16 protein-coding genes are annotated in these 23,291 nt (G+C 71.4%); 7 read left to right on the top strand and 9 right to left on the bottom strand.

Going from position 1 to position 23,291, the window contains the following annotated elements:
- The first annotated feature begins 277 nt into the window (after positions 1-277).
- From JGS39_RS15550 to alc, 5 genes are all read left to right on the top strand, one after another.
- Positions 278-550 (top strand): hypothetical protein, encoded by a 273-nt coding sequence (locus tag JGS39_RS15550; protein ID WP_219569685.1) that lies wholly within the window; start codon positions 278-280, stop codon positions 548-550.
- The gene (gene malQ, locus JGS39_RS15545; protein WP_219569684.1) at positions 551-2,776 is read left to right on the top strand and encodes a 4-alpha-glucanotransferase; all 2,226 of its coding nucleotides are present in this window, start codon (positions 551-553) and stop codon (positions 2,774-2,776) included.
- A gap of 20 nt (positions 2,777-2,796) precedes the next feature.
- Positions 2,797-3,027 (top strand): hypothetical protein, encoded by a 231-nt coding sequence (locus JGS39_RS15540; protein ID WP_219569683.1) that lies wholly within the window; start codon positions 2,797-2,799, stop codon positions 3,025-3,027.
- A gap of 128 nt (positions 3,028-3,155) precedes the next feature.
- Positions 3,156-4,076 (top strand): LysR family transcriptional regulator, encoded by a 921-nt coding sequence (locus JGS39_RS15535; RefSeq protein WP_219569682.1) that lies wholly within the window; start codon positions 3,156-3,158, stop codon positions 4,074-4,076.
- A gap of 58 nt (positions 4,077-4,134) precedes the next feature.
- On the top strand, positions 4,135-5,274 hold the full coding sequence (gene alc / locus JGS39_RS15530; protein ID WP_219569681.1) for an allantoicase: 1,140 nt from the start codon (positions 4,135-4,137) through the stop codon (positions 5,272-5,274).
- Between the two features lie 164 nt (positions 5,275-5,438).
- On the opposite strand, the gene JGS39_RS15525 is transcribed toward alc, so the two are convergent.
- Positions 5,439-7,139, bottom strand: coding sequence for an FG-GAP repeat domain-containing protein (locus JGS39_RS15525; protein ID WP_219569680.1), 1,701 nt, complete (start codon positions 7,137-7,139; stop codon positions 5,439-5,441).
- Positions 7,140-7,313: 174 nt separating this feature from the next.
- Positions 7,314-9,893 (bottom strand): aminopeptidase N, encoded by a 2,580-nt coding sequence (gene pepN, locus JGS39_RS15520; RefSeq protein WP_219569679.1) that lies wholly within the window; start codon positions 9,891-9,893, stop codon positions 7,314-7,316.
- Between the two features lie 113 nt (positions 9,894-10,006).
- On the opposite strand from pepN (JGS39_RS15520), the gene JGS39_RS15515 reads away from it, so the two are divergent.
- The gene (locus JGS39_RS15515; RefSeq protein ID WP_219569678.1) at positions 10,007-10,507 is read left to right on the top strand and encodes a DUF1203 domain-containing protein; all 501 of its coding nucleotides are present in this window, start codon (positions 10,007-10,009) and stop codon (positions 10,505-10,507) included.
- A 107-nt stretch (positions 10,508-10,614) separates the two neighbouring features.
- Here the strand turns inward: JGS39_RS15515 and JGS39_RS15510 are convergent, their stop codons facing one another.
- The 4 genes from JGS39_RS15510 to pepN (JGS39_RS15495) all read right to left on the bottom strand — a co-directional run bounded on the left by JGS39_RS15510 (position 10,615) and on the right by pepN (JGS39_RS15495) (position 19,361).
- Complete coding sequence (locus JGS39_RS15510) at positions 10,615-11,643, bottom strand: aspartate-semialdehyde dehydrogenase (protein ID WP_219569677.1); 1,029 nt, start codon at positions 11,641-11,643, stop codon at positions 10,615-10,617.
- Positions 11,644-11,821: 178 nt separating this feature from the next.
- Positions 11,822-15,133, bottom strand: coding sequence for a S8 family serine peptidase (locus tag JGS39_RS15505; protein ID WP_219569676.1), 3,312 nt, complete (start codon positions 15,131-15,133; stop codon positions 11,822-11,824).
- Positions 15,134-15,340: 207 nt separating this feature from the next.
- Positions 15,341-16,408: a hypothetical protein gene (locus JGS39_RS15500; protein WP_219569675.1), complete on the bottom strand. Its 1,068-nt coding sequence runs from the start codon at positions 16,406-16,408 to the stop codon at positions 15,341-15,343.
- A gap of 355 nt (positions 16,409-16,763) precedes the next feature.
- Positions 16,764-19,361: an aminopeptidase N gene (pepN, locus tag JGS39_RS15495; protein WP_219569674.1), complete on the bottom strand. Its 2,598-nt coding sequence runs from the start codon at positions 19,359-19,361 to the stop codon at positions 16,764-16,766.
- Positions 19,362-19,495: 134 nt separating this feature from the next.
- On the opposite strand from pepN (JGS39_RS15495), the gene JGS39_RS15490 reads away from it, so the two are divergent.
- The gene (locus tag JGS39_RS15490; RefSeq protein ID WP_219569673.1) at positions 19,496-20,146 is read left to right on the top strand and encodes a mycothiol-dependent nitroreductase Rv2466c family protein; all 651 of its coding nucleotides are present in this window, start codon (positions 19,496-19,498) and stop codon (positions 20,144-20,146) included.
- 50 nt (positions 20,147-20,196) lie between these two features.
- On the opposite strand, the gene JGS39_RS15485 is transcribed toward JGS39_RS15490, so the two are convergent.
- The 3 genes from JGS39_RS15485 to JGS39_RS15475 form a co-directional block, all read right to left on the bottom strand.
- Entirely contained in the window at positions 20,197-20,730 is a 534-nt protein-coding gene (locus JGS39_RS15485) for a DUF4240 domain-containing protein (protein ID WP_219569671.1), read from the bottom strand.
- A gap of 165 nt (positions 20,731-20,895) precedes the next feature.
- Positions 20,896-21,537: a superoxide dismutase gene (locus JGS39_RS15480; protein ID WP_219569669.1), complete on the bottom strand. Its 642-nt coding sequence runs from the start codon at positions 21,535-21,537 to the stop codon at positions 20,896-20,898.
- 190 nt (positions 21,538-21,727) lie between these two features.
- Positions 21,728-23,149, bottom strand: coding sequence for an amino acid permease (locus tag JGS39_RS15475; protein WP_219569667.1), 1,422 nt, complete (start codon positions 23,147-23,149; stop codon positions 21,728-21,730).
- Positions 23,150-23,291 lie beyond the last annotated feature (142 nt).

The raw sequence follows: 23,291 nt of genomic DNA, 5'->3' as shown, positions 1-23,291 counted from the left end.
GAGCCCACCACCCGCGCGCGAGAGTGTCAATGCGCGTGGTCGCTGTGGTGCAAATGCCCGATATGACGGTCACGGTGAAGGGTTCTCCGTGCTCGGCGGCACACGCGAAAGACCACGCCGAATGGCCGAAACAAGCGGACGTTTTACGGAGAACCCGCCCCGGGGGAACGGAATGTGACCCGGAGCACGTTGAGCTCGTTGTCATGACGCCTACGTCTGCGGCCGCGTCCGCTGGGTAGGTCTGCTGTGTCCTGCTCTCCACGGCCAGGAGGCCCTCATGCCCGCCGCTGCGCAGCTTCTGCTCTCCGCCCTGTCCAAACAGGTACCGGGTCCCGCCCCGTACATCAGCGCGCTCCCGGCCACCCCCAGCACGCCCGGCCCGCTCACGAGCGAGGCGCCGCTGGCCGACGCCATACCCCTGACCAGCGAGCCTCCGCTCGCCGACGCCACACCTCTGACCAGCGAACCCCCGCTCGCCGTCCTCGCCCCGCTGACCAGCGAGCCGGCTTCTTCCGGCAGCGCTCGGGGCATGGAGTCCCCAGGAGTCTGAATGGGCTTGTCCCGGCTCGCCGCACTGCACGGCGTCGCCACCTCCTTCTCCCCGTCCACCGATGTCACGGTGCCCGTCCCCGAGGGCACGGTCGTCGCGGTGCTCGCCGCGCTCGGCGTCGACGCCACAACGCCGGAAGCGGTACGGGAGGCGCTCGCCGCCGCCGAGTCCGCGGCCGGCTCCCGGCTGCTCCCTGCCACGCTGGTGGTCTGGGCCGGAGAGCCCCTGCCCCCGGCCCTGACCGCGCTGCCGCCCGGCACGGAGCTGACGGTCCGCCCGGAGGAGCCCGCCGGAGCCCCGCCGGTCCCGATGCGCGTTCCCGCCGGGGGTACGGTTCCGGCCGAATCCCGCCCGGCCGACGCCCGGGCCGCGACGGACCCCGCAGCGCCCGCCACGCACGAGGCCCTGCCCGGCTGGTGGGCCGAGCCGCCGCCGGGGGTGCACCGGCTGACCGTCCGGGTGCCGGGCGCGCCGGGCCGGGGGAGCGGCTCGGGCAGGCCGGTGACGGAGACCTGCACGCTCGTGGCCGCCCCGGCACGCGTGCCGCAGCCGCCCGCACGCAGCCACGGCTTCCTCGTCCAGCTCTACTCCCTGCTCTCCGCCCGCTCCTGGGGCATGGGCGACCTCGGCGACCTCGCCGATCTCGCTTCCTGGTCCGGGCGCTGCCTCGGAGCCGGCTTCGTCCAGGTCAACCCGCTGCACGCCGCGGTCCTCGGCACGCCCACCGACCCCTCGCCCTACCGCCCGTCCTCGCGGCGGTTCCCGGACCCCGTGCACCTGCACATCGAGTCCGTCCCGGAGTACGGGCACGCGCCCGACCCCGCCGCCCTCGACGACCTGCGCCGCCGGGCCGCCGAACTCAGCGAGGCGGTGCTGAACAAGGGCGCCCTGATCGACCGGGACGCCGTCTGGGAGCTCAAGCGGCAGGCCCTCGACATCCTCGTCGGCGTCCCACTCACGCCCGGCCGCCGCGCCGCCTACTGCGACTTCCTCGCCGAGCAGGGGCAGGCACTGGAGGACCACGCCCTGTGGTGCGCCCTCGCCGAGGTGCACGGCTCCGACTGGCACACCTGGCCGGCCGGCCTGCGCGACCCGCGCTCCAAGGAGACCGCCCGCGCCCGCGGTGAACTGCTGGACCGGGTCGACTTCCACTCCCGGCTCGCCTGGCTGACCGACTCCCAGCTCGCCGCCGCCCAGCGCGCCGCGAAGGACGCGGGCATGGCCGTCGGGATCGTGCACGACCTCGCCGTGGGTGTGCACCCCGGCGGCGCCGACACCTGGGCCCAGCAGGACGCCTTCGCCCACGGCATGTCCGTCGGCGCACCCCCGGACGCCTTCAACGCCCGCGGCCAGGACTGGGGACTGCCGCCCTGGAGACCCGACGCCCTCGCCGCGTCCGGCTACGCCCCCTACCGAGGACTCCTGCGCGGCCTCCTCGCGCACGCCGGGGCCCTGCGCATCGACCACGTCATGGGCCTCTTCCGGCTCTGGTGGGTGCCCGAGGGGCGTCCGCCCACCGAGGGCACCTACGTCAGCCACGACGCGGAGGCGATGCTCGCCGTCCTCGTCCTGGAGGCCCACCGCGCCGGCACCGTCGTCATAGGGGAGGACCTCGGCACCGTGGAACCGGGCGTCCGCGAGGCGCTCGCCCGCCGCGGCGTCCTCGGGACCTCCGTGCTCTGGTTCGAGCGCGACTGGTCGGGCACCGGCCGCCCGCTCGCCCCGGAGGAATGGCGCGAGGACTGCCTGGCCACCGCCACCACCCACGACCTGCCGTCCACCGCCGCCCGGCTGACCGGCGACCATGTGACGCTGCGCCACCGCCTCGGCCTGCTCACCCGCCCGCTGGACGAGGAGCGCACCGAGGACGGCACCGACACCGCGGAGTGGCTCGGCCTCCTCTCCCGCCTCGGCCTGCTCCCCGAGGGCGGCGACGACGAGGAGGCCGCCGTCCGCGCCGTCCACCGCTTCCTGCTGCGCACCCCCGCCCGCATGGCCGGCGTCTGGCTCCCCGACACCATCGGTGACCGCCGCCCGCAGAACCTGCCGGGCACCTGGGACCAGTACCCCAACTGGCGGCTGCCCATCGCCGATGCCGAGGGCAGTCCGGTCACCCTGGAGGAACTCGCCGCCTCACCCCGGCTGCACCGGCTGATGGAAGTCCTCCGACCCCGTCAGGAGCCTCCGGGGACCCGTACGGCACCCCCGGGCGCGCGGCCCTCGTAGGCGTTCGCTACGTTTGCACCGTGGACAAGAAGAACGCTATGCGCGCCGGCGCGGTCGCTGCCGGAACGACGCTGATGATGCTGCTGATGTCGTCCCCCGCGCTCGCGCTCACCCGCGACGACGGCGACGACCCGGGACCGGGCCTGAGCGCGATCGACACGATCGGTCTGTTCGTCGTGGCCCCCCTGGCCCTGTTCGCGGTCATCGCGGGCCTGGTCATGGTCCTCGACAAGTCCAAGAAGCAGGCCTAGTCCCCCCACCGGACACCCAGGACATCCCGGGTGCGCCGCCGGTACCCACGTACCGAGCGGCGCATTCGCATGTCCGGAGCGGGAACGGGGGCCGGGGCGGAGCACAGCACGCCCGGTAGGTTGCGGCCATGATCGAGTGGGACGTCAAGAAGCTCCGCATCCTGCGCACCCTGCGCGACCGGGGCACCGTCACCGCGGCCGCCGAGGCGCTGCTGATGACCCCGTCGGCCGTCTCCCAGCAGCTCTCCAACCTCTCCAGGCAGCTCGGCGTACCCCTGCTGGTGGCGCAGGGCCGGCGCGTGCGCCTGACCGACGCCGCCCACCTGGTGCTCCGCCACGCCGAGGCGGTCTTCGCCCAACTGGAGCGCGCCGACGCCGAACTGACCGGGTATCTGCACGGTGAGGCGGGCGAGGTGCGGATCGCGGCGTTCGCCACCGCCGTGCCCGCGCTGGTCGTGCCGGCCGTGCAGGCGCTGCGGGACGAGGACCGGCCGGGGCCGGACGTCCGGGTCCGGGAGGCCGAGGCGGCGCAGGCCTACGAACTCCTCGTCGCCGGTGAGGTGGACCTGGCGCTGTCCCTGGCCGCCCACGCCCCGACCGCGCGCGACCCCCGCTTCGCCGTGCTGCCACTGCTCGCGGACCCGCTGGACGTGGCGCTGCCGGCCGGCCACCGGCTCGCGGACGCGCCCGGGCTGCGGCTGGCGGACCTGTCGGCCGAGCCCTGGATCTTCGGCGGCTCGGGCCCCTGGTCCGAGATCACCACAGCCGCGTGCGAGGCCGCGGGCTTCGTCCCGGAGCAGGCGCACAGCGCCTCCGGGTGGACCGCGATCCTCGCCATGGTCGAGGCGGGCATGGGCATCGCGCTGATCCCCCGCATGGCGTCGGCGGAGCGGCAGAGCCGGGACGGCGTGGTGCTGCGCGTCCTCGAAGCGGACCTGCCGCGGCGCCATGTGGTGGCCGCGGTCCGGCAGGGGGCCGCGCAGGGCCCGGCGGTGGCCCGGGTGCTCGCGGCGCTGCGCGAGGCAGCGCAACCATTCAGCCATCCTTAACGATTCATGCGAAAACTTTCGATGGACCTAATGACTTCTGTCGTACGACAGTGAACACATGACCTTCGAACAGAATGAGAACCACCACGAGGACCCCCACGCCAACGACGCGGCCCCATACGGCGGTGGTGACCCGTACGCCGACTACCGCACCACCGAACTCCCCTTCACCGAGCTCGTCGACCTCGCCGACCGCCGTCTCGGCGCGGGCGTGATCGCCGCCAACGACGAGTTCTTCGCCCAGCGCGAGAACCTCCTGGTCCGCGAACGTGCCGTCTTCGACCCCGAGCACTTCGGTCACAAGGGCAAGATCATGGACGGCTGGGAGACCCGCCGCCGGCGCGGCGCGGACGCCGCCCACCCGTTCCCCGCCCCGGACGAGCACGACTGGGCCCTCATCCGGCTCGGCGCCCCCGGCATCATCCGCGGCATCGTCGTCGACACCGCCCACTTCCGCGGCAACTACCCTCAGCGCGTCTCGGTCCAGGCGGCCTCCGTCGCGGGCTCGCCCGGCCCCGCCGAACTCCTCGCCGACGACGTGAAGTGGGAGGAGCTCGTCCCGCCGACCCCCGTACGCGGCCACGCCGCCAACGGCTTCGAGATCACCGGCGGCCGCCGCTACACACACCTGCGCCTGCGCCAGCACCCCGACGGCGGCATCGCCCGCCTGCGGGTGCACGGTGAGGTGCTCCCCGACCCGTCCTGGCTCGCGACGCTCGGCACCTTCGACCTGATCTCGGTCCTGAACGGCGGCAGTTACGAGGACGCCTCGGACCGCTTCTACTCCTCGCCGACCCAGATCATCCTGCCCGGCACGTCCCGCAAGATGGACGACGGCTGGGAGAACCGCCGCCGCCGCGTCCGCGACACCAACGACTGGGTCCGCTTCCGGCTCCCCGCCCAGGGCGCGGTCCGCGCGGTCGAGATCGACACGGCGTACCTCAAGGGCAACGCGGCCGGCTGGATCGCCCTCCAGGGCCGTAACGGCGAGACCGGCGAGTGGTTCGAGATCATCCCGCGCACCAGGCTCCAGCCCGACACCCTGCACCGCTTCCCGCTCCGCGCCCAGGCCGTCGTCACCCACGTGCGCCTCGACGCCTTCCCCGACGGCGGAGTGGCCAGGATGCGCCTGCACGGCTCGCTGACGGAGTCGGGTGCGGCCGGACTGGCCCGCCGCTACGAGGAGTCGGGCGCGTAGGGCCTCTCGTCCGGACGGGGCCTGCCCCTCCCCGACCACCGCCCGGCGAACGGCTGAGCCCCGCGCCCCGTTCGCCGGGCGGTTCACCAGGCATCCCGCCACGCGAGAGGGCCCGGACCGGCTTGGCGCGCCGGTCCGGGCCCTCGACTGTTTCCGCGGGGCCGTCAGAGCAGCGTGTTGTACCCGCTGATCGTCGACGTGTCGCCCGCGCCCGTGACCTTGACGCGTGCCGCGTACGGAGCCGTCGCGCTGCCCGTAGCCCGGTACAGCCACAGCACACCGGACGTGTCCTGGACGACCAGGTCGGCCCGGCCGTCGTCGGTCAGGTCACCGGGCGAGGACATCGAGCGGTACGCGCTCCAGCCGCCGCCGACCCTGGTCCGTGCCGCGAACGGAGACGCCGCCGTGCCGGTGCCCTTGTACAGCCACAGCACGCCCGACGTGTCGCGGGCCAGCAGGTCCGCCCTGCCGTCGCCCGTCACGTCGCCCGATCCGGTGAGCTCGTTGTAGCCGCCCCAGCCGCCGCCGACCCTGGTCCGCACGGCGAACGGGGCCGTGTTGGTGCCGGTGCCCTTGTACAGCCACAGCACGCCCGACGTGTCGCGGGCCAGCAGGTCCGCCCTGCCGTCGCCCGTCAGGTCCGTGACACCCGCCAGCTTGTTGTAGACGTTCCAGCCGGCGCCGACCTTGGTCCGCCCCGCGAGGGTGTTCCAGTCGCCGCTCGTGCGGTAGTGCCACAGCACACCGGACGTGTCCCGGCCGACCAGGCCGCCACCGCCCGCCTGCACGGTGACGGGCGCGAGCTTGGTGAGCTGGTTGTAGATGTTCCAGCCGTGGCCGACGATCTCCTCGTAGTCGCGGAAGGGCTGCGAGGCGCTTCCGGTCCCGTGGTGGTAGCGGAGCAGCCCGTCCTTGCCGCGGGCCAGGAGCAGGTGGTGCGGCCTGACCGGGTACGGGCTGTCGATCACGAAGTGACTCGACGTCTCGGGGTTGTGGGTGCCCCAGTTGTAGACCTCGTACACCGCGGAGGCATCGACCTTCCACGCCGCCATCTTCGCTCCGGCGGTGAGCGTGTAGTCGATCGTGACGTCGCCCGGCGTGATGTCGCAGCGGACCTCGCCGCCGTAGGCCACCGATCCCAGCGTGTGGTCGCAGGTCGTGTTGTCGCCACGCGAGACCGAGTCGATCCGGATGTCGGCCTCGGACTCCTCCCACCCGCGCTGGCCCTCCGACGGGCCGAACATGATCGAGAGATGCCCCGCGTCCACCGCGTGCACGGTGATCGACTGGGTGACCGAGTCGCCCGCCTTCAGCGTCGGCGTGTTCAGTGCGAGCGTGTTCTGCGCGACGTGCTCGGCCGACTTGACCGTGATGGTACGGGCGGCGTGCAGACCGTCCTCGGAGTACGTCGCCGCGGTCTGGGCCTCCTTGACCGCCTTGTCGACGTTCGTGCCGCTCGGCGCGTACGCCAGCCCCAGATAGGCCGTGGTGCCGTGCGCGGCCGTGGCCGTGGCCGAGACCTCCGGATAGGAGATGTCGCCGTGGGCGTCACAGAGATAGACACCGGCGGTCGCGGCCGCCTTGCAGCCCGATTCGAGCGAGACCGCGAGGCCCGCCGGCACACCGCCGGCCGCCCAGGCCGGGTCGTTCAGCTGCTTCTTGCTCAGGGCGTAGACCAGGGTCCCGTCGGCCTCGTTGTACCAGGAGTCCGGACGGAGCTCGGCCCGCCCCTCGCCGGGCATGAGCGTCCAGTCGCGCCCCATCTCAAAGGCGAAACTGTCGACCGCGGCGGCTGGCATCGCCCCGGCGAGAGCGCCAGTGGCAAGAAGCGCCACCGAGCCCGAAACGGCCAGGATTCTTCGCATTCAACATCCCCCCGAATGAAGGCGGCAGCCCAGCTGCCGCGAAACGCCAGGTACCCCCATGGCGTGCCCGGAACCTACACCACAGGGTCACTTCGCCTTCACCGGGGCCTCACCCGCCCCACGCGAAAGCGGGGGCGGGGTGTCGTGGACACCCGCCCCCGCTTTCGGCCGTACCTACGCGGTGGCTGCCGCGGCGTCCGCGGCCCGGGCCTTCAGCGCCCGCTCCACACCCGACCGCGACTCCGACATCAGCCGGCGCAGCGCCGCACCCGGCTCCGCCGAGGCCAGCCAGGCGTCCGTGGCGTCCAGGGTCTCCTGCGAGACGTGGAGCGCCGGGTAGAGACCGATGGCGACCTGCTGCGCCATCTCGTGGCTCCGCGAGTCCCAGACGTCCTTCACCGCGGCGAAGAACTTCTCGGTGTACGGGGCGAGCAGCTCACGCTGGTCGGTCTGGACGAACCCGCCGATGACCGCCTCCTGGAGGGAGTTCGGCAGCTTGTCGGACTCGACGACCGAGGCCCACGCCTCCGCCTTCGCCTCCTGGGAGGGCCGCGCCGCACGGGCCGCCGCCGCGTGGCGTTCGCCCGCCGCGGTCCGGTCGCGCGCGTACTCGGCGTCGATCTCCTCGTCGTCGAGCAGCCCGGTGGCGGCCAGCCGCTCCACGAAGGCCCAGCGCAGCTCGGTGTCGACGGCCAGGCCCTCGATCGCCTCGGTGCCGTCGAGCAGCGCCTGCAGCAGATCGAGCTGCTGCGGGTTGCGGGCCGTCGCCGCGAACGCGCGGGCCCACGCCAGCTGGTGGTCGCTGCCCGGCTCCGCCGCGCGCAGGTGCGCGAGCGTCGCCTCGGTCCACTGGGTCAGACCCGCCTCGCGCCACTCCGGCGCCGCGTACATGTCCAACGCCATCTTCACCTGACGGTGCAGCGACTGGACGACGCCGATGTCCGACTCCTTGCCCACCCCGGACAGGACGAGCGAGAGGTAGTCGCGCGTGGCCAGTTCGCCGTCGCGCGTCATGTCCCACGCCGACGCCCAGCACAGGGCGCGCGGCAGCGACTCTGTGAAGTCGCCCAGGTGCTCCGTGACGACCCGCAGCGACTCCTCGTCGAGGCGGACCTTCGCGTACGAGAGGTCGTCGTCGTTGAGGAGGATGACGGCCGGGCGCGCGGTGCCGGCCGGGAACGGCACGGTGGTGCGCTCGCCGTCGACGTCCAGCTCGATCCGGTCCGTCCGGACGAGCTTGCCGGACGCGGCGTCGAGGCCGTAGCAGCCGATCGCGATCCGGTGCGGCCGCAGCGTCGGCTCGCCCTTCGCGCCGGCGGGCAGCGCGGGCGCCTCCTGGAGGACGGTGAACGAGGTGACGTGACCGTTCGCGTCCGTCTCGATCTCCGGGCGCAGGATGTTGATGCCGGCCGTCTCCAGCCACGCCTTCGACCAGGTCTTCAGGTCGCGGCCGGAGGTCTTCTCCAGCGCGCCCAGCAGGTCGGACAGGCGCGTGTTGCCGAACGCGTGAGCCTTGAAGTACGCCTGGACGCCCTGGAAGAACGCGTCCGTGCCGACGTACGCCACCAGCTGCTTCAGGACCGAGGCGCCCTTGGCGTACGTGATGCCGTCGAAGTTGACCAGGACGTCGTCCAGGTCACGGATGTCCGCCATGATCGGGTGCGTAGAGGGCAGCTGGTCCTGGCGGTACGCCCACGTCTTCATGGAGTTGGCGAACGTCGTCCAGGAGTGCGGCCACTGCGAGCCGTCGGCGTACGCCAGGCAGGCGATCGACGTGTAGGTGGCGAACGACTCGTTCAGCCACAGGTCGTTCCACCACTCCATGGTCACGAGGTCGCCGAACCACATGTGGGCCAGCTCGTGCAGGATCGTCTCGGCCCGCGTCTCGTACGCCGCGTCCGTCACCTTGGAGCGGAAGACGTACTGGTCGCGGATGGTGACCGCGCCCGCGTTCTCCATCGCGCCCGCGTTGAACTCCGGGACGAAGAGCTGGTCGTACTTGGCGAACGGGTACGCGTAGTCGAACTTCTCCTGGAACCAGTCGAAGCCCAGCCGCGTCACGTCGAAGATCGCGTCCGCGTCGAGGTACTCGGCGAGCGAGGGGCGGCAGTAGATGCCGAGCGGGACGGACTGGCCGTCCTTCTCGTAGCTGCTGTGCACCGAGTGGTACGGACCCACGATCAGCGCCGTGATGTACGTGGAGATGCGCGGCGTCGGCTCGAACGACCAGACGTCGTCCTTGGGCTCCGGCGTCGGCGAGTTGGAGATCACGGTCCAGCCGGACGGGGCCTTCACGGTGAACCGGAAGGTCGCCTTCAGGTCTGGCTGCTCGAAGCTCGCGAAGACGCGGCGCGCGTCCGGGACCTCGAACTGGGTGTACAGGTAGGCCTGCTCGTCGACCGGGTCGACGAAGCGGTGCAGGCCCTCGCCCGTGTTGGTGTACGAGCAGTCGGCGACGACCTTCAGCTCGTTGGAACCCGCCACCAGATGCGCCAGCGCGATCCGGGAGTCACGGAACACGGCCGCGACGTCCAGGGCCCTGCCGTTCAGCTCGACCTCGTGGACCGCCGGGGCGACCAGGTCGATGAAGGTCTCCGCACCGGCTTCGGCGGAGTCGAAGCGCACGGTGGTGACGGACCGGTAGGTCCCACCCTCCTGCGCTCCGGAGAGGTCGAGATCGATCTCGTACGCGTCCACGGTCAGCAGGCGCGCCCGCTCCTGTGCCTCTTCGCGGGTCAGATTCGTGCCAGGCACGCGGTCATCTCCTTGATATGTGATGTTTCCGGTCATCCTTCCACGTGACCCGCACCGAGGGCGATGTCCATTTTCCGCCGGACCGCGCGGGTGGGGCGGGCCATTCTCGTCATATGACCAGTTACGAGGCACGCGCGATCGACCCGGCCGCGCTGAAGGAACTCCGGGACACGGACGACGCGGGGCGCCCCTGCGTCCCGTACACCGCCACGGACGCGGGCAGCCCGCTGCGCTGCTGCCTGCGGGGCAACGAGGTGGGGGAGAGGATCGCCCTCGTGTCGTACGCGCCGCTGCGGCGCTGGGCGGCGGCCACCTGGGCCCGCCCCGGGGCGTACGACGAGCAGGGCCCGGTCTTCATCCACGCCGAGGAGTGCGAGGGGCCGGCGGCGGACCGGCCCGGCTATCCGTTCTCCCGGGCGGGCGCGCTGCGCACCGTCCGCCGCTACGACGCGGACGGGCATATCGTCGGCGGCCGGCTGATGGAGATCCCGGCGGACGAGGAGCGGGGCTACGACGAGGCCATCACGGAGGCGTTCGCCGACCCGGAGGTGGCGCTGGTGCACGTCAGGGCCGTCGAGTACGGCTGCTGGCACTTCGAGGTGCGGCGCCCCTGAGCCACCCCGGGGACAACGGGGCCCGGGGGCCTGCCCCCGGTTTCGGGAAGGGGCGGGGAGGGGACGGCTTCGCGCAGCGGCACCGCACCCGCACCCGCCCCCCGGCGTCAGCCGGCAAGCTCCACCGCGACCAGCTCCGCGATCTGGACCGCGTTCAGCGCGGCACCCTTGCGCAGGTTGTCGTTGGAGACGAACAGCGCCAGACCGTGCTCCACGGTCTCGTCGACCCGGATCCGCCCGACGAAGGACGCGTCCTGGCCGGCGGCCTGGAGCGGGGTGGGGATCTCCGAGAGCTCGACGCCCGGCGCGTCCTTCAGCAGCTCGTACGCGCGCTCCACGCTGATCGGGCGGGCGAAGCGGGCGTTGACCTGGAGCGAGTGACCGGAGAAGACCGGGACGCGGACACAGGTGCCGGACACCTTCAGCTCCGGGATCTCCAGGATCTTGCGGGACTCGTTGCGGAGCTTCTGCTCCTCGTCCGTCTCGAAGGACCCGTCGTCGACGATCGCGCCGGCCAGCGGCAGCACGTTGAAGGCGATGGGGCGCTTGTAGACGCCCGGCTCGGGGAAGTCGACGGCGCCGCCGTCGTGGGTCAGCTTGTCGGCGTCGGCGACGACCTTGGAAGCCTGGCCGTGCAGCTCGGCCACGCCGGCCACGCCGGAGCCGGACACCGCCTGGTACGTGGCGACGGTCAGCGTCCGGAGACCGGCCTCGTCGTGCAGCGGGCGCAGCACGGGCATGGCGGCCATCGTGGTGCAGTTCGGGTTGGCGATGATGCCCTTGGGCCGGTTCGCGATCGCGTGTGCGTTGACCTCGGAGACGACCAGCGGAACCTCGGGGTCCTTGCGCCAGGCGGAGGAGTTGTCGATCACGACGGCGCCCTGCGAGGCCACCTTCTCGGCGAGCGCCTTCGACGTCGCGCCACCGGCCGAGAACAGCACGATGTCCAGGCCCGTGTAGTCGGCCGTGGAGGCGTCCTCGACGGTGATGTCGGTGCCCTCGTAGGTGATCGTGGAGCCCGCGGAGCGTGCGGAGGCGAAGAGCCGCAGTTCGGCGACCGGGAACTTCCGCTCGGCCAGGATGCTGCGCATGACTGTGCCGACCTGACCGGTGGCGCCGACGATTCCGACCTTCACGGGGACTCCTTCAAACGTACGAACGGGCACGGTTGCCGCTTCATGATGCGTCTGTCCACGGCTTCCTTGTCCAATCCATTGTCCGGCCTGCGGACAGGTGGCGCGCAGCACAGTGGGGCGGGCGCCCGTTGAGCGCCCGCCCCACTGTCGTACGGATCACATGGTCACCGCGATGCGGTTACGGCGTGACCTTCTCGATCACGACGCTGCCGGTGCCCGCGGCGGTGCCGCGGGCATTCACCAGCTGGACCTCACCGAAGAACTGCCGGCCCTCGGGGGCCGCCCCGGCGACCGCGACCTCGGCACCGACCTGGGCCGACTCGCCGGAGGCCAGGTCGACGGCCTTCGACTCGTCGACGTTGATCGTGCCGAGCGACGGCGCGTAGTACACGTCGCGGTAGTCGTACTCGGTCGTGCCGGCCGGGACGTCGTAGCCCTGGATGACGACCGTGTACGTGCCCGCGGCGGGCTTCACCAGACTGACGGACTCCTCGGAACCGGCCGTGGTGGAGGCACCCACCTCGGTCGCGCCCTTGTAGACGTACAGGTCGAGGTCCGCGTTGGCGTCCGAGGTGCCGCCGATGGCGACGTCCAGCTTCTCGACGCCCTCACCGATGGTGACCTCCTTCACGTACTCGTCGCCCGTGGACATCGACGGACGCTCGACGTCGGCCGAGCCCAGCGAGCCGCCCTTGAGCTTGCCCGTCAGGTCACCGGCGTTGTTGGTGACCGTCCAGTCCACCGCGGCCGGGGTGCCGATCTTGGCCTCGGCGATGGTCTGCACCGCCGGGTCGAAGGTCGCGCCGAGCAGCGAGACATCCAGCTTGTACGGGTTGTCCAGCAGCGGCGACGTACGCCGGGCCTCGACCTCGATCTCCCAGACACCGGCCTGCGGGTCGGCGTACGAGCGCACGTCGGGGCGGCAGGTGTTGGCCGGGTTCTCGTAGTTCGGGTAGCAGAACGGCGTTCCGCTGTCCTCCACCGCGACCCCGTACGGGTGGATGGAGATGAAGCGGGTCTGGCTGCCCGAGCGCAGGGCGCTCATGGCGACCTCGAGGGTCTTGGCGCCCTCCGGCACGGTCACGAAGTACGACGTGGTGCCGTTGCGCTGCACCGAGCCGGACGCCGTGTACGCGTAGGCCGGCTTCACGAGCTCCTTGGAGACGACGACCGTGGCGAGGATCTGCTGGTCCACGCCGGAGGTCTTCGCGTCGTCGACCTGCAGGATCGCGCTGTGCACGCCCGCGCTGCCCGGCTTCGCCTGGACCTTGACCGTGACCGGCTTGCCGAGCGGCAGCGAGACGGTCTTCGAACCGGTCAGCGTGAACGTGCCGTCGTTGTACTTCCAGGACAGCTTGTGGCTGACGTTCTTGTCCGGGCCCGTGGTGCGGGTGACCGTGACGTCGTACGACTTCTTCTGGCCGGCCTTGAGGCCGCCCTCGCGGTCGTACAGACCGGTGCCGAAGCCGGGGGTCTTCAGCGCGAAGTCGATCGCGGTGTCGACCGGGGCCTTGACGGTGTACTCGTGCGCCGGGGTGCCCTGCTTCTCGATCTGCTTCCAGGCGCCGACGATGTTGATCAGACCGGCACCCTGGGCGTGCGCGGGCACTCCCTTGATCTGGGTGGCGGTGCTGGTCAGCGCGGTGCGCAGATCGGCCGGCGGCAGCTCGATGTGCTTCTGCTTCGCGGCGGACAGCAGCAGCGCGGTCGCGCCGGCGGCCTGCGGGGAGGCCATCGACGTGCCCTGGAGCATGGAGTAGCCGGCCGGGAGGGAGTAGCCCGCCTCCTTGACCGGACCGCCGGGCAGCCAGGTCTGCGTCGAGTTGATCGCCGCGCCGGGAGCCGTCAGGGTCGGCGTGAAGCCGCCGTCCTCACGCGGACCGCGCGAGGAGAACGGCATCATGTCGTACTTCTTGGTGACGCCGGAGCCGTAGTTCGCGGCCCAGGTGTCCTTGGAGATGGACGCGCCGACCGAGATGACGTGGTCGGCGAGGCCGGGGTCACCGATGGTGTTGATGCCGGGGCCTTCGTTGCCGGCCGAGATGACCAGCTGGACGCCGTAGATGTCGATGAGGCGCTTGTACAGCTCCGCGCGGGCGTTGTTGCCGTCGTTGAGCGGCGGCAGTCCGCCGATCGACATGTTGACGACGTCGACGCCGCGGTTCACGACGAGGTCGATCATGCCCTCGGTGAGCGCGATGTTGGTGCAGCCGCCGGACCAGGTGCAGGCGCGCGAGGAGACGATCTTCGCGCCGGGCGCGGCACCGTTCATCTTGCCGCCGAACAGGCCGTTCGCGGCGGTGATGCCCGCGACGTGCGTGCCGTGCTCGGACTCGATGACACCGATGTTGACGAAGTCGGACGTGTCGCCCGCCGCGTTGTACACGACGTCACTGCGGGTCTCGACGACGAACGGGATGCGCTCGACGACGTCGGTCCGCGGGTCGTCCGTACCGAAGTAGGAGACCTGGTGCTTCTCCTTGTACGGCTTGAGGACGGCGTCGTCGGAGAAGTCCGCGTTGCCGTTCAGGTCCACTCGGGTGGTGCCGGTGACCGGGTCGTAGAGGACGCCCCACGTGTCGGTGGTGTCACCGTCGCGGTTGAGGTCGCCCGCCATGTCGCCACCCTTGGTGGCGGCCTCCTTGAACACCTTGATCCGGTACGAACCCGCCGGGGCCGAGTAGGTACGGCCGTCGTAGGTGAACGTCGGGCCGGAAACGGCGTCCGTCATCCGCAGCCAGGTGCCGTCGCCGTCACTGACCGGGTCGGTGGCCGTCACCCAGTCGGTGATCTTGCGCTCACCGGTGCTGGTCTTCTGCAGCGCCGGGTGGCCGAGGTCGACACCCGAGTCGAGGATGCCGATGGTCACGCCGCGGCCGTCGGCCTTCGGGTGCTGCTTGACGAAGTCGACCGCACCCGTCTCGAAGGACGGGTTGTACGGGTTCTTCGCCGGGGTGTTCTTCCCGGGCGCCGGGTAGGTCCCCGTCGACTTCACCGAGGCCCGGCTGCCGGTCGCCCGGTCGGCCGACGGCGTCGGGTCGTCCAGCACGATCTCCTGCTTGAGATCGATGCCGTGGACGGAGGACAGCTTCGAGGCCGCCTTGATGGTGGCCTCGGCGGCCGCGGTGGGCACGGTGGCCCGCACATAGCCGAGCTTGTCGTAGGCCTGCCCGAGCACGGAGCCCTTGACGGCGTCCAGCTGCTCGGTGACCTGCTCGGTCGCACCGGGAGCGGTGGCGACCATCATCGTGATGTTCTTCTCGCCCTTGGCCTTCGCCTTGGTGAGAACGTCGGCGTCGGCCGTGCCGAGCTTGTCCGCCGTACTGCCGCCGGCGGCGGTCTTGACGGGCGCGGGGGCCGGCGCGTCGGCCGCGAAGACGGGGGCGGCGCCGGTGGCGGCCAGGGCGGCCACCAGTCCGGCGGCGGCCGCGACGCGGGCCACGCGTCTCGCCCCGGGTATGGAGCTGGGGGATTCGGAGGTCATCAGCATCCCTGTATGTGAAAGAGAGAGTCCGGAAATCGGTACCGGATGACCGCTCACCCTTTCGTAAATGACAGGGGTTTGTGGAGAGTTGTGAGGGGCGAGTTGCGGACATGGCGGACTTCCGCCAGTGGGGCCGAAGCGTCATGCGGGACGAAACAGCTCATACGTGGCGGATGGAGGGGTCTCGCCGGGCCCCGGCGGACGGAACGGCCTTCACCGGGGCAGGATCATCACGTACGCGGCGGGCTCACGGTCGGCCGCCGCCATCAACGCCGTCCGCACCACGGTCGCCTGCTGCTCCCGTGCGTCCCGCAGCTTGCCCGGGCTGAGGTGGACGACGGTGACGCCCAGCCGCTCCAGGTGCTCGCGCCGCGCGGCGTACGCGGACCACTCGGCCTCGTGCTCCCGCCGGCGGTGGTCGTCGTCGAGCCGGCTGTGGCGCGGGGCCCTGGTGTCCAGCTCCACGGCCACCGCCTCCTCGGGCCAGAAGGCGTCGACCGCGCCCAGATGCGGGCCGCCGGGCAGCCGCAGGTCCACGTTCCACAGGGGCTCCGGAAGCCCGTGGGCCCGCACCATGTCGTACAGCCGCTCCTCCGCCAGCGCCCGGCCCTCGGCGAGCAGCGAGTCCACGGCGTTCACCACCTGTGGGCGGTCGAGCACCTTGGCGCGGTTCAACTCGCCGACCACGACGGCAGGTTCGCAGTGGCCGCCGCGGACCGCCTCGGTGAGCAGCCGGCGTACGGCATGGGCGTCCCCGAGCCCGGCGACGGCGTCCGCGAGGGCGCGGGCCACCGGCGCCACCGGCAGGCCGTCCACCTGTTCCGGCCGCGGCAGATCGGAACTGCGCACCAGGCGGACGTACCGGGCCGAGCGCAGCCGCCGGATGCGGGGCACCAGGACGTCGACGCGGTCCGTGGCGAGGGCGGGCGGCGCGGCGGCGAAGCCGTACAGCGAGAGCGCGGCAAGGCCGGTGATCATCGCCTCGCCGTATCCTGGATCCGCGCCTTCGGCCTGCTCCGGGACGGTCCGCCGCCCGGAGGCCGGGGGTCGTCCCGCGTACAGCAGGGCCGACCGCAGCCGCTCGTGGCCGCTGAGCCGCCCCGGGTGCAGGACGAAGACACCGGGCAGGGGCTCCTGCCACGGCCCGCCGGTGCGGCACTGTTCGGCGGCCTGTGCGGGGGAGACCCCGTGGGCCTTCAACTGGGAGGCGGACAGCACGCGTTGACGGGCGGCGGAGGTGACGCGGAAGTGGCAGGGGGAGAGCGGGGTGTTCGGGTTCATGCTCCGGTGTATCCCGCTCGGGGCCCGGGCCTTAACCCCTGTTACAGGCCCGTCGACATTCCAGGACAACGCCGTCCTAAAGTACGGACGTTCGACACCCGAAAAGGGCGGACCCGCCGGGGATTATGAGCCGGTCACCGGGGGCGCACCCCGGCCCCCGAGCGCCGCACGCGCACGCCCTCAGCCGCTCCGGTCCGGCCCGTCCGGCCCGTCCGGCGTTTGAGGACGGATCCCTCGCCGAGGTGAACGGCACCCCGGCGAGGGCGTCACAACGGACGACCCGAACCGCCCTCAGACGGCTCCGCCTTCAGACGGCTCCGCCTTCAGACGGCTCCGCCTTCAGACGGCTCCGCTCTCAGACGGCTCCGCCGTCACACGCCTGGGCCCGCAGCGCCCGGCCCAGGTCGTCCCGGGCCTCCAGCACCAGCCGCCGCAGCGCCGGCGCCGCATCCGCGTGCTCCGCCAGCCACGCGTCCGTCGCCGCCAGGGTGGCGGGGTCGTCCTGAAGGTCCGGGAACAGGCCCTTGACCACGGCCATCCCGATCTGGATGGACCGCTCGGCCCACACCCGTTCGATCACCTCGAAGTACCGGGCCGCGTACGGCGCCAGCAGCTCCCGCTGCGAGGACTGCGAGAAGCCCAGGATCGTGGCCTCCACCAGCGCGTTGGACAGGACGTCGGACTCCACGACGCCCGCCCACGCCTGAGCCTTCACCGCGGCCGACGGGCGCGAGGCCAGGCAGCGCACGTGGTGCCGCTTGCCGGACGCCGTGTCGTCGCGGGCCAGTTCGGCGTCGATGGCCGCCTCGTCGGCGACCCCGTGCGAGACCAGCGGGGACAGGAACGCCCACCGGAGCTCCTGGTCGACGTCGAGCCCGTCGATCCGGGCCGTGCCGTCGAGCAGCCCGGACAGCAGCTGGAAGTCCGTGTCCGATGAGGCGACCGCGGCGAAGAAGCGGGCCCAGGCCAGCTGGGGCTCGCTGCCCGGCGCCGCGCGCCGCAGCTCGCGCAGCGCGCCTTCGGCCAGTGCCCGGCCGCCCTCCTCGCGCCACGACGGGGCGGCGTAGTGCGTCAGCGCCGTCCGGGTCCAGGTGTGCAGCATCTGGAGCACGCCGATGTCGGTCTCCCGGCCGGAGAAGGCCAGGACGAGCGAGACGAAGTCGCGGGCCGGCATCAGCCCGTCCCGGGTGAGGCTCCACAGCGCGGACCAGCACAGGGCCCGCGCGAGCGGGTCCGTGATGTCGCCCAGGTGTTCCCGGAGCGTGGCCAGCGACACCTCGTCGAAGCGGACCTTGCAGTACGTCAGGTCGTCGTCGTTGACGAGGATCAGCTCGGGCCGCTCGGCCCCGGCCAGCTCCGCGATCACGGTGCGCGGACCCGCCACATCCGCCTCGGCCCGGGCGTAACGCACCAGTTCACCTTCGGGCGTACGCCGGTACAGGCCGACCGCGACCCGGTGCGGACGCAGTTCCGGGTGGGACTCGGCCGCCTCCTGGAGGACGGCCAGCTCGGTGATCCGGCCCGCGGCGTCGTAGGTCGCCACCGGAGTCAGCGAGTTGACACCGGCGGTCTGAAGCCAGGAGCGCGACCAGGAGGTCATGTCCCGGCCGGAGGTCTCGGCCAGCACCGACAGCAGGTCACCCAGCTGCGTGTTGCCGTACGCGTGCTTCTTGAAGTAGCGCCGCGCGCCCTCCAGGAACGCGTCCCGCCCCACATACGCCACCAGCTGCTTGAGCACCGAGGCGCCCTTGGCGTACGTGATGCCGTCGAAGTTCAGCTTGGCGTCCTCCAGGTCACGGATGTCGGCCGTGATCGGGTGGGTGGACGGCAGCTGGTCGGCGCGGTAGGCCCAGGACTTGCGGTTGTTGGCGAAGGTGATCCAGCCGTCCTCGAAGCGGGTGGACTCCACCATCGCGAAGACGCCCATGAAGTCGGCGAAGGACTCCTTCAGCCACAGGTCGTCCCACCACTGCATGGTGACGAGGTCGCCGAACCACATGTGCGCCATCTCGTGCAGGATGACGTTGGCCCGGCTCTCGTACGCCGCCCGCGTCACCTTCCCGCGGAAGATGTACTCCTCGCGGAACGTGACACAGCCCGGGTTCTCCATCGCGCCGAGGTTGTACTCGGGCACGAAGGCCTGGTCGTACTTGCCGAACGGGTACGGGTAGTCGAAGTTGTCGTGGAAGAAGTCCAGACCCTGCTTGGTGATCAGGAAGACGTCGTCCGCGTCGAAGTGCCGGGCGAGCCCCTTGCGGCACATCGCGCCGAGCGGGATGTCCAGCGTCGTGCCGTCACTGAGCGTGCGGCTGTAGGAGTCGGTCACGTAGTGGTACGGACCGGCGACGACCGCCGTGATGTAAGTCGAGATCGGCTTCGTCTCGGCGAACCGCCACACCCCGCCGTCGCGGGACTCCTCGGCCCCGTTGCTCCAGACCGTCCACTCCTCGGGGGCCGTCACCCGGAAGCGGAAGGGAGCCTTGAGGTCGGGCTGCTCGAAGTTGGCGAAGACGCGCCGCGCGTCCGCCGGCTCGTACTGCGTGTAGAGGTAGACCTCGCCGTCCTCCGGGTCGACGAAGCGGTGCATGCCCTCGCCGGTCCTGCTGTACGCGCACTGCGCGTCGACCACCAGGACGTGTTCGCCCTCCGACAGGTCCGCCAGGGTCACGCGGACCCCGTCGAAGACGGTGGCCGGGTCGAGCGCCGTGCCGTCCAGGGTCACCGCGTTCACGGACGGGGCGATCAGATCGGCGAACGTCGTCGCACCGGCACGCGCCGAGCGGAACCGGATCGTCGTCACCGAACGGAAGGTCCGCGGACCGGAGGTCTGCTCGCCCTCCCCGTCGGGCCCACCGACCGCGGAACGGACGTCGAGCACGACGTCGTATCCGTCGACGGTCAGCAGCTCGGCCCGCTCACGGGCCTCGTCGCGGGACAGGTTCTCACCGGGCACGAGCACACTCCTTTGTGTCACGTTCGAATACTTTGATCCTCCCATGCCGTCATCCGGCCCGGCGTGCGGGAATGGCGGAACCGCCCGGCGGTGTTCTCGGGCACAGGATGCGAACGGTCCTCATGAGGAGAGAGATGTCTGACAACAGCACGGTGACCGGCAAGACCCCCGCCGATTTCTGGTTCGACCCGCTCTGCCCCTGGGCCTGGATGACCTCCCGCTGGATGCTGGAGGTGGAGAAGGTCCGCGACGTCGAGGTCCGCTGGCACGTGATGAGCCTGGCCGTGCTCAACGAGAACCGGCTGGACGAGCTGCCCGACGAGTACCGCGACATGCTGGAGAACAAGGCCTGGGGCCCGGTCCGCGTGGTGATCGCCGCCCAGCAGAAGCACGGCGACGACATCGTCGGCCCGCTGTACACCGCGCTCGGCACCCGTTTCCACAACCAGGGCGAGGGCCCCACCCGTGAGGCGGTCGAGGGCGCGCTGAAGGATGTCGGCCTGCCGGCCGAGCTCGCGGAGTACGCCGACTCCGACGCGTACGACACCGAACTGCGCGCCTCCCACCAGGAGGGCATCGACAAGGTCGGCCAGGACGTCGGCACCCCGGTCATCGCGGTGCCGGGCGCGGACGGCGAGCAGATCGCCTTCTTCGGCCCGGTCGTCACCCCCGCCCCGAAGGGCGAGGACGCGGCGAAGCTGTGGGACGGCACGCTGCTCGTCGCGTCGATCCCCGGCTTCTACGAGATCAAGCGGACCCGCACGCAGGGCCCCGTCTTCGACTGACCGTGTGCGCTGCGGGGCCGGGCACCGCCCGGCCCCGCAGCCCGCGCCCCTCAGCCGTACAGCGCGTCCAGCCCCGGCAGCCGCAGCGCCACCCGCTCCGCGTCGTCGAAGTCGAAGTCCCACTCCGGGTCGAGGTCGGGGTAGTCGATGGTGAACGCGTCCTGCGGCAGCTCCTCGCCCGTCGCCTCCCGGTACGCGTCCCACGCCACCCCGAGCACGTCCTCGCACTCCAGATCGGCGCCCTCGGCCGCCGCGGCCCTGACCACCGGCAGACCGGCCAGCGCGTCCGGGTCGGCCACCACCCGCTCGAACACCTCCCGGCCCTGCGCTATCAGCCAGCCCCGGAAGTAGTCGAAACCGTCGTCCGAGCAGCCGCCGTTGATCGTGTACGCCGCGGCCCAGAGCGGGGCCCGGTAGGAAGTCGCCATCAGGTCCCACAGCAACTGCTGCGCGGTGAGGATCTCGTCGGCCGGCCGCTCGGCGAGCAGCGCCGCCACCCGCTCGGCAACGGCCTCGGCGTCGGCGGGGTCGACGACCAGGGTGCGCGCGTCGTCGATCAGCTTCCAGAAGTCCTTGGTGTCCATGGGACGAAGCATGCGGCAGGGGTCTGACATCGACCGGCCCGTACCGCTGCCCGCACACGGAAGGCCCCCGCGAGTCACGTCCTCGCGGGGGCCTTCCTTCATCCGCCTGCCCGGTGAAGGTTGAGAAGACGATCACGAGGCAGGACGTTCTCGGTGCGCCGGAGTTCAGGGAGCGAGCAGCAGGACGTCCGCGCGCTCCTTGGCGGCCGCGTAGCGCTTGGCGACGTCCTGCCAGTTGACGACGCGCCACATCGCCTCGATGAAGTCGACCTTCTGGTTCTTGTACTGGAGGTAGAAGGCGTGCTCCCAGGCGTCGAAGACCAGGACCGGGACCGAGCCCTGGCCCACGTTGCCCTGGTGGTCGTAGACCTGCTCGACGATCAGCTTGCCGCTGAGCGGCTCGTACGCGAGGACGCCCCAGCCGGAGCCCTGCGTGGTGGCCGCGGCCTTCGTCAGCTGCGACTTGAAGCCCGCGAAGGAGCCGAACGAGTCGGTGATCGCGTCCGCGAGGTCGCCGACCCCGTCCGCGGCCAGGGGCTCGCCGCCGCCGTCGCCGGTCATGTTGTGCCAGTAGATCGAGTGGAGGATGTGGCCGGAGAGGTGGAACGCGAGGTTCTTCTGGAGCCCGTTGACCGCGCCCCAGGCCTCCTTGTCCCGTGCCTCCGCCAGCTGCTCCAGGGTGTCGTTGGCGCCCTTCACGTAGGCGGCGTGGTGCTTGTCGTGATGGAGCTCGATGATCTGCGGATTGATGACCGGTTCGAGCGCCGCGTAGTCGTACGGGAGTTCCGGGAGCGTGTACGTGGCCATGATCGAACCCTCCAGCTGCTGAACTTTTGTTATTGCAACCTATATGCAGGAGCAGGCTAACAGCAGGAGTGGGTGAGGGGTCATCAGCCTTTCGGCGTAGGGCCACGGCCCCCGCAGACACTTCCGGGGCACGAAAAACGCCGGGCGGGCCCGAGTGATCGGGCCCGCCCGGCGTCTTCGCGTACCGGGGCTACTTGTCCGCGGCCGCCGCGGAACGCCGCTGCCGTACGACCCCGATCGCGATCAGGACCGCCGTCAGCGCACCCGTGGCCAGCAGCTGGTCACGGGTGTCGGGCTGGCGGAGCATCAGGACGAAGATGCCGGCCATGGCGAGGAGCGCCACCACCGTCAGGCCCGGGAAGAGCCACATCCGCACCACCAGCTTCTCCGGCGCCTCGCGCTCCAGCCGTGCGCGCAGGATCAGCTGGGAGGCCGCGATGAAGATCCACACGACCAGGATCACCGCGCCGATCATGTTGAGCAGCCACGGGAACACGTCGTCCGGGCGCCAGTAGCTGAGCAGCACGCACAGGAAGCCGAACACGGACGAGACCAGGACCGCCGTGCGTGGGACGCCGGAGGTGACCCGGCCGAGCCGCTTCGGGCCCTGGCCGCGGGCGACCAGCGAGCAGGCCATGCGGGAGGCGCCGTAGATGTTCGCGTTCATCGCCGAGAGCAGCGCCACCAGGATGACCACGTTCATGATCTCCGCCGCGCCGCTGATGCCGAGGTGGTCCAGGGCCGCGTAGAACGGGCCCACCTCCACGACCTTCGCGTCGTCCCACGGGACCAGCGTGACGATGACCGCCATCGAGCCGACGTAGAACAGCGCGATCCGCCACATCGCCGTGCGCACGGCCCTCGCGACACCCTGCACCGGGTTCTCGGACTCCGCCGCGGCGATGGTGACCGTCTCCAGGCCGCCGTACGCGAAGACGGAGGCCAGCAGCCCGATGACCAGGCCCTCGGAACCGTTCGGCATGAAGCCGCCCTCACCGCTGAGGTTGGCCGTGCCCGGGGCGTCCGTGCCCGGGAGCACACCGAGGATCGCCAGTACGCCCAGCACCAGGAACAGCGTGATCGCGGCGACCTTGAGCGCCGCGAACCAGAACTCGAACTCGCCGAACTTCGTCACCGAGGCCAGGTTCGCCCCCAGGAACACCACCATGAACAGCGCCACCCAGGCCCACTCCGGGGTCCCGGGCAGCCAGCCGCCGATGATCTGCGCGGCGCCGATGCCCTCCAGGCCGACGGCGACACAGAGCAGCACCCAGAACGCCCAGCCGACCGTGAATCCCGCCCACGGCCCGATCGCCCGCTCGGCGTGGACGGAGAACGAACCGGAGGCCGGGTTGGCCGCCGACATCTCGCCGAGCATGCGCATCACGAGCATGACCAGCAGCCCGGAGACCGCGTAGGCGATGACGATCGAGGGCCCGGCGGCGGCGATGCCCGCGCCGGAGCCGACGAAGAGTCCGGCGCCGATGACACCGCCGAGGGCGATCATCGACAGATGGCGCTGCTTGAGTCCGTGGGTGAGGGCCGAGTCGCTTCCGGTACCGGAGGCGACGGCCGGGGAGCCTGTGGGGGGAGGCGCGGAGGTCCGAGGCATGGACGAGCTCTGTTCGGTCGGCGAGACGGGGGACGTGTACACAGTCTGAACACGCGCCCCGTTCACGAGGAACAGCCGTCCGCTATACGGTCACCAGGCTCACACGCCGCGCACACCCGGCCGTGTGGAGCCGCCCCCGGCC

This window comes from Streptomyces poriferorum (assembly GCF_019399235.1).
Classification (GTDB): domain Bacteria; phylum Actinomycetota; class Actinomycetes; order Streptomycetales; family Streptomycetaceae; genus Streptomyces; species Streptomyces poriferorum.
Note: the sequence above shows the minus strand (reverse complement) of the source record. Positions and strands in the feature narration are given on the sequence as shown.

Excerpts from the sequence above, each read along its gene's own strand:
- JGS39_RS15535 (WP_219569682.1), top strand. The coding sequence starts at position 3,156 with ATGATCGAGTGGGACGTCAAGAAGCTCCGCATCCTGCGCACCCTGCGC.
- JGS39_RS15490 (WP_219569673.1), top strand. The coding sequence starts at position 19,496 with ATGTCTGACAACAGCACGGTGACCGGCAAGACCCCCGCCGATTTCTGG.
- JGS39_RS15550 (WP_219569685.1), top strand. The coding sequence starts at position 278 with ATGCCCGCCGCTGCGCAGCTTCTGCTCTCCGCCCTGTCCAAACAGGTA.
- JGS39_RS15475 (WP_219569667.1), bottom strand. The coding sequence starts at position 23,149 with ATGCCTCGGACCTCCGCGCCTCCCCCCACAGGCTCCCCGGCCGTCGCC.
- JGS39_RS15480 (WP_219569669.1), bottom strand. The coding sequence starts at position 21,537 with ATGGCCACGTACACGCTCCCGGAACTCCCGTACGACTACGCGGCGCTC.
- JGS39_RS15500 (WP_219569675.1), bottom strand. The coding sequence starts at position 16,408 with ATGAACCCGAACACCCCGCTCTCCCCCTGCCACTTCCGCGTCACCTCC.
- alc (WP_219569681.1), top strand. The coding sequence starts at position 4,135 with ATGACCTTCGAACAGAATGAGAACCACCACGAGGACCCCCACGCCAAC.
- malQ (WP_219569684.1), top strand. The coding sequence starts at position 551 with ATGGGCTTGTCCCGGCTCGCCGCACTGCACGGCGTCGCCACCTCCTTC.
- JGS39_RS15485 (WP_219569671.1), bottom strand. The coding sequence starts at position 20,730 with ATGGACACCAAGGACTTCTGGAAGCTGATCGACGACGCGCGCACCCTG.
- JGS39_RS15525 (WP_219569680.1), bottom strand. The coding sequence starts at position 7,139 with ATGCGAAGAATCCTGGCCGTTTCGGGCTCGGTGGCGCTTCTTGCCACT.
- JGS39_RS15515 (WP_219569678.1), top strand. The coding sequence starts at position 10,007 with ATGACCAGTTACGAGGCACGCGCGATCGACCCGGCCGCGCTGAAGGAA.
- JGS39_RS15505 (WP_219569676.1), bottom strand. The coding sequence starts at position 15,133 with ATGCTGATGACCTCCGAATCCCCCAGCTCCATACCCGGGGCGAGACGC.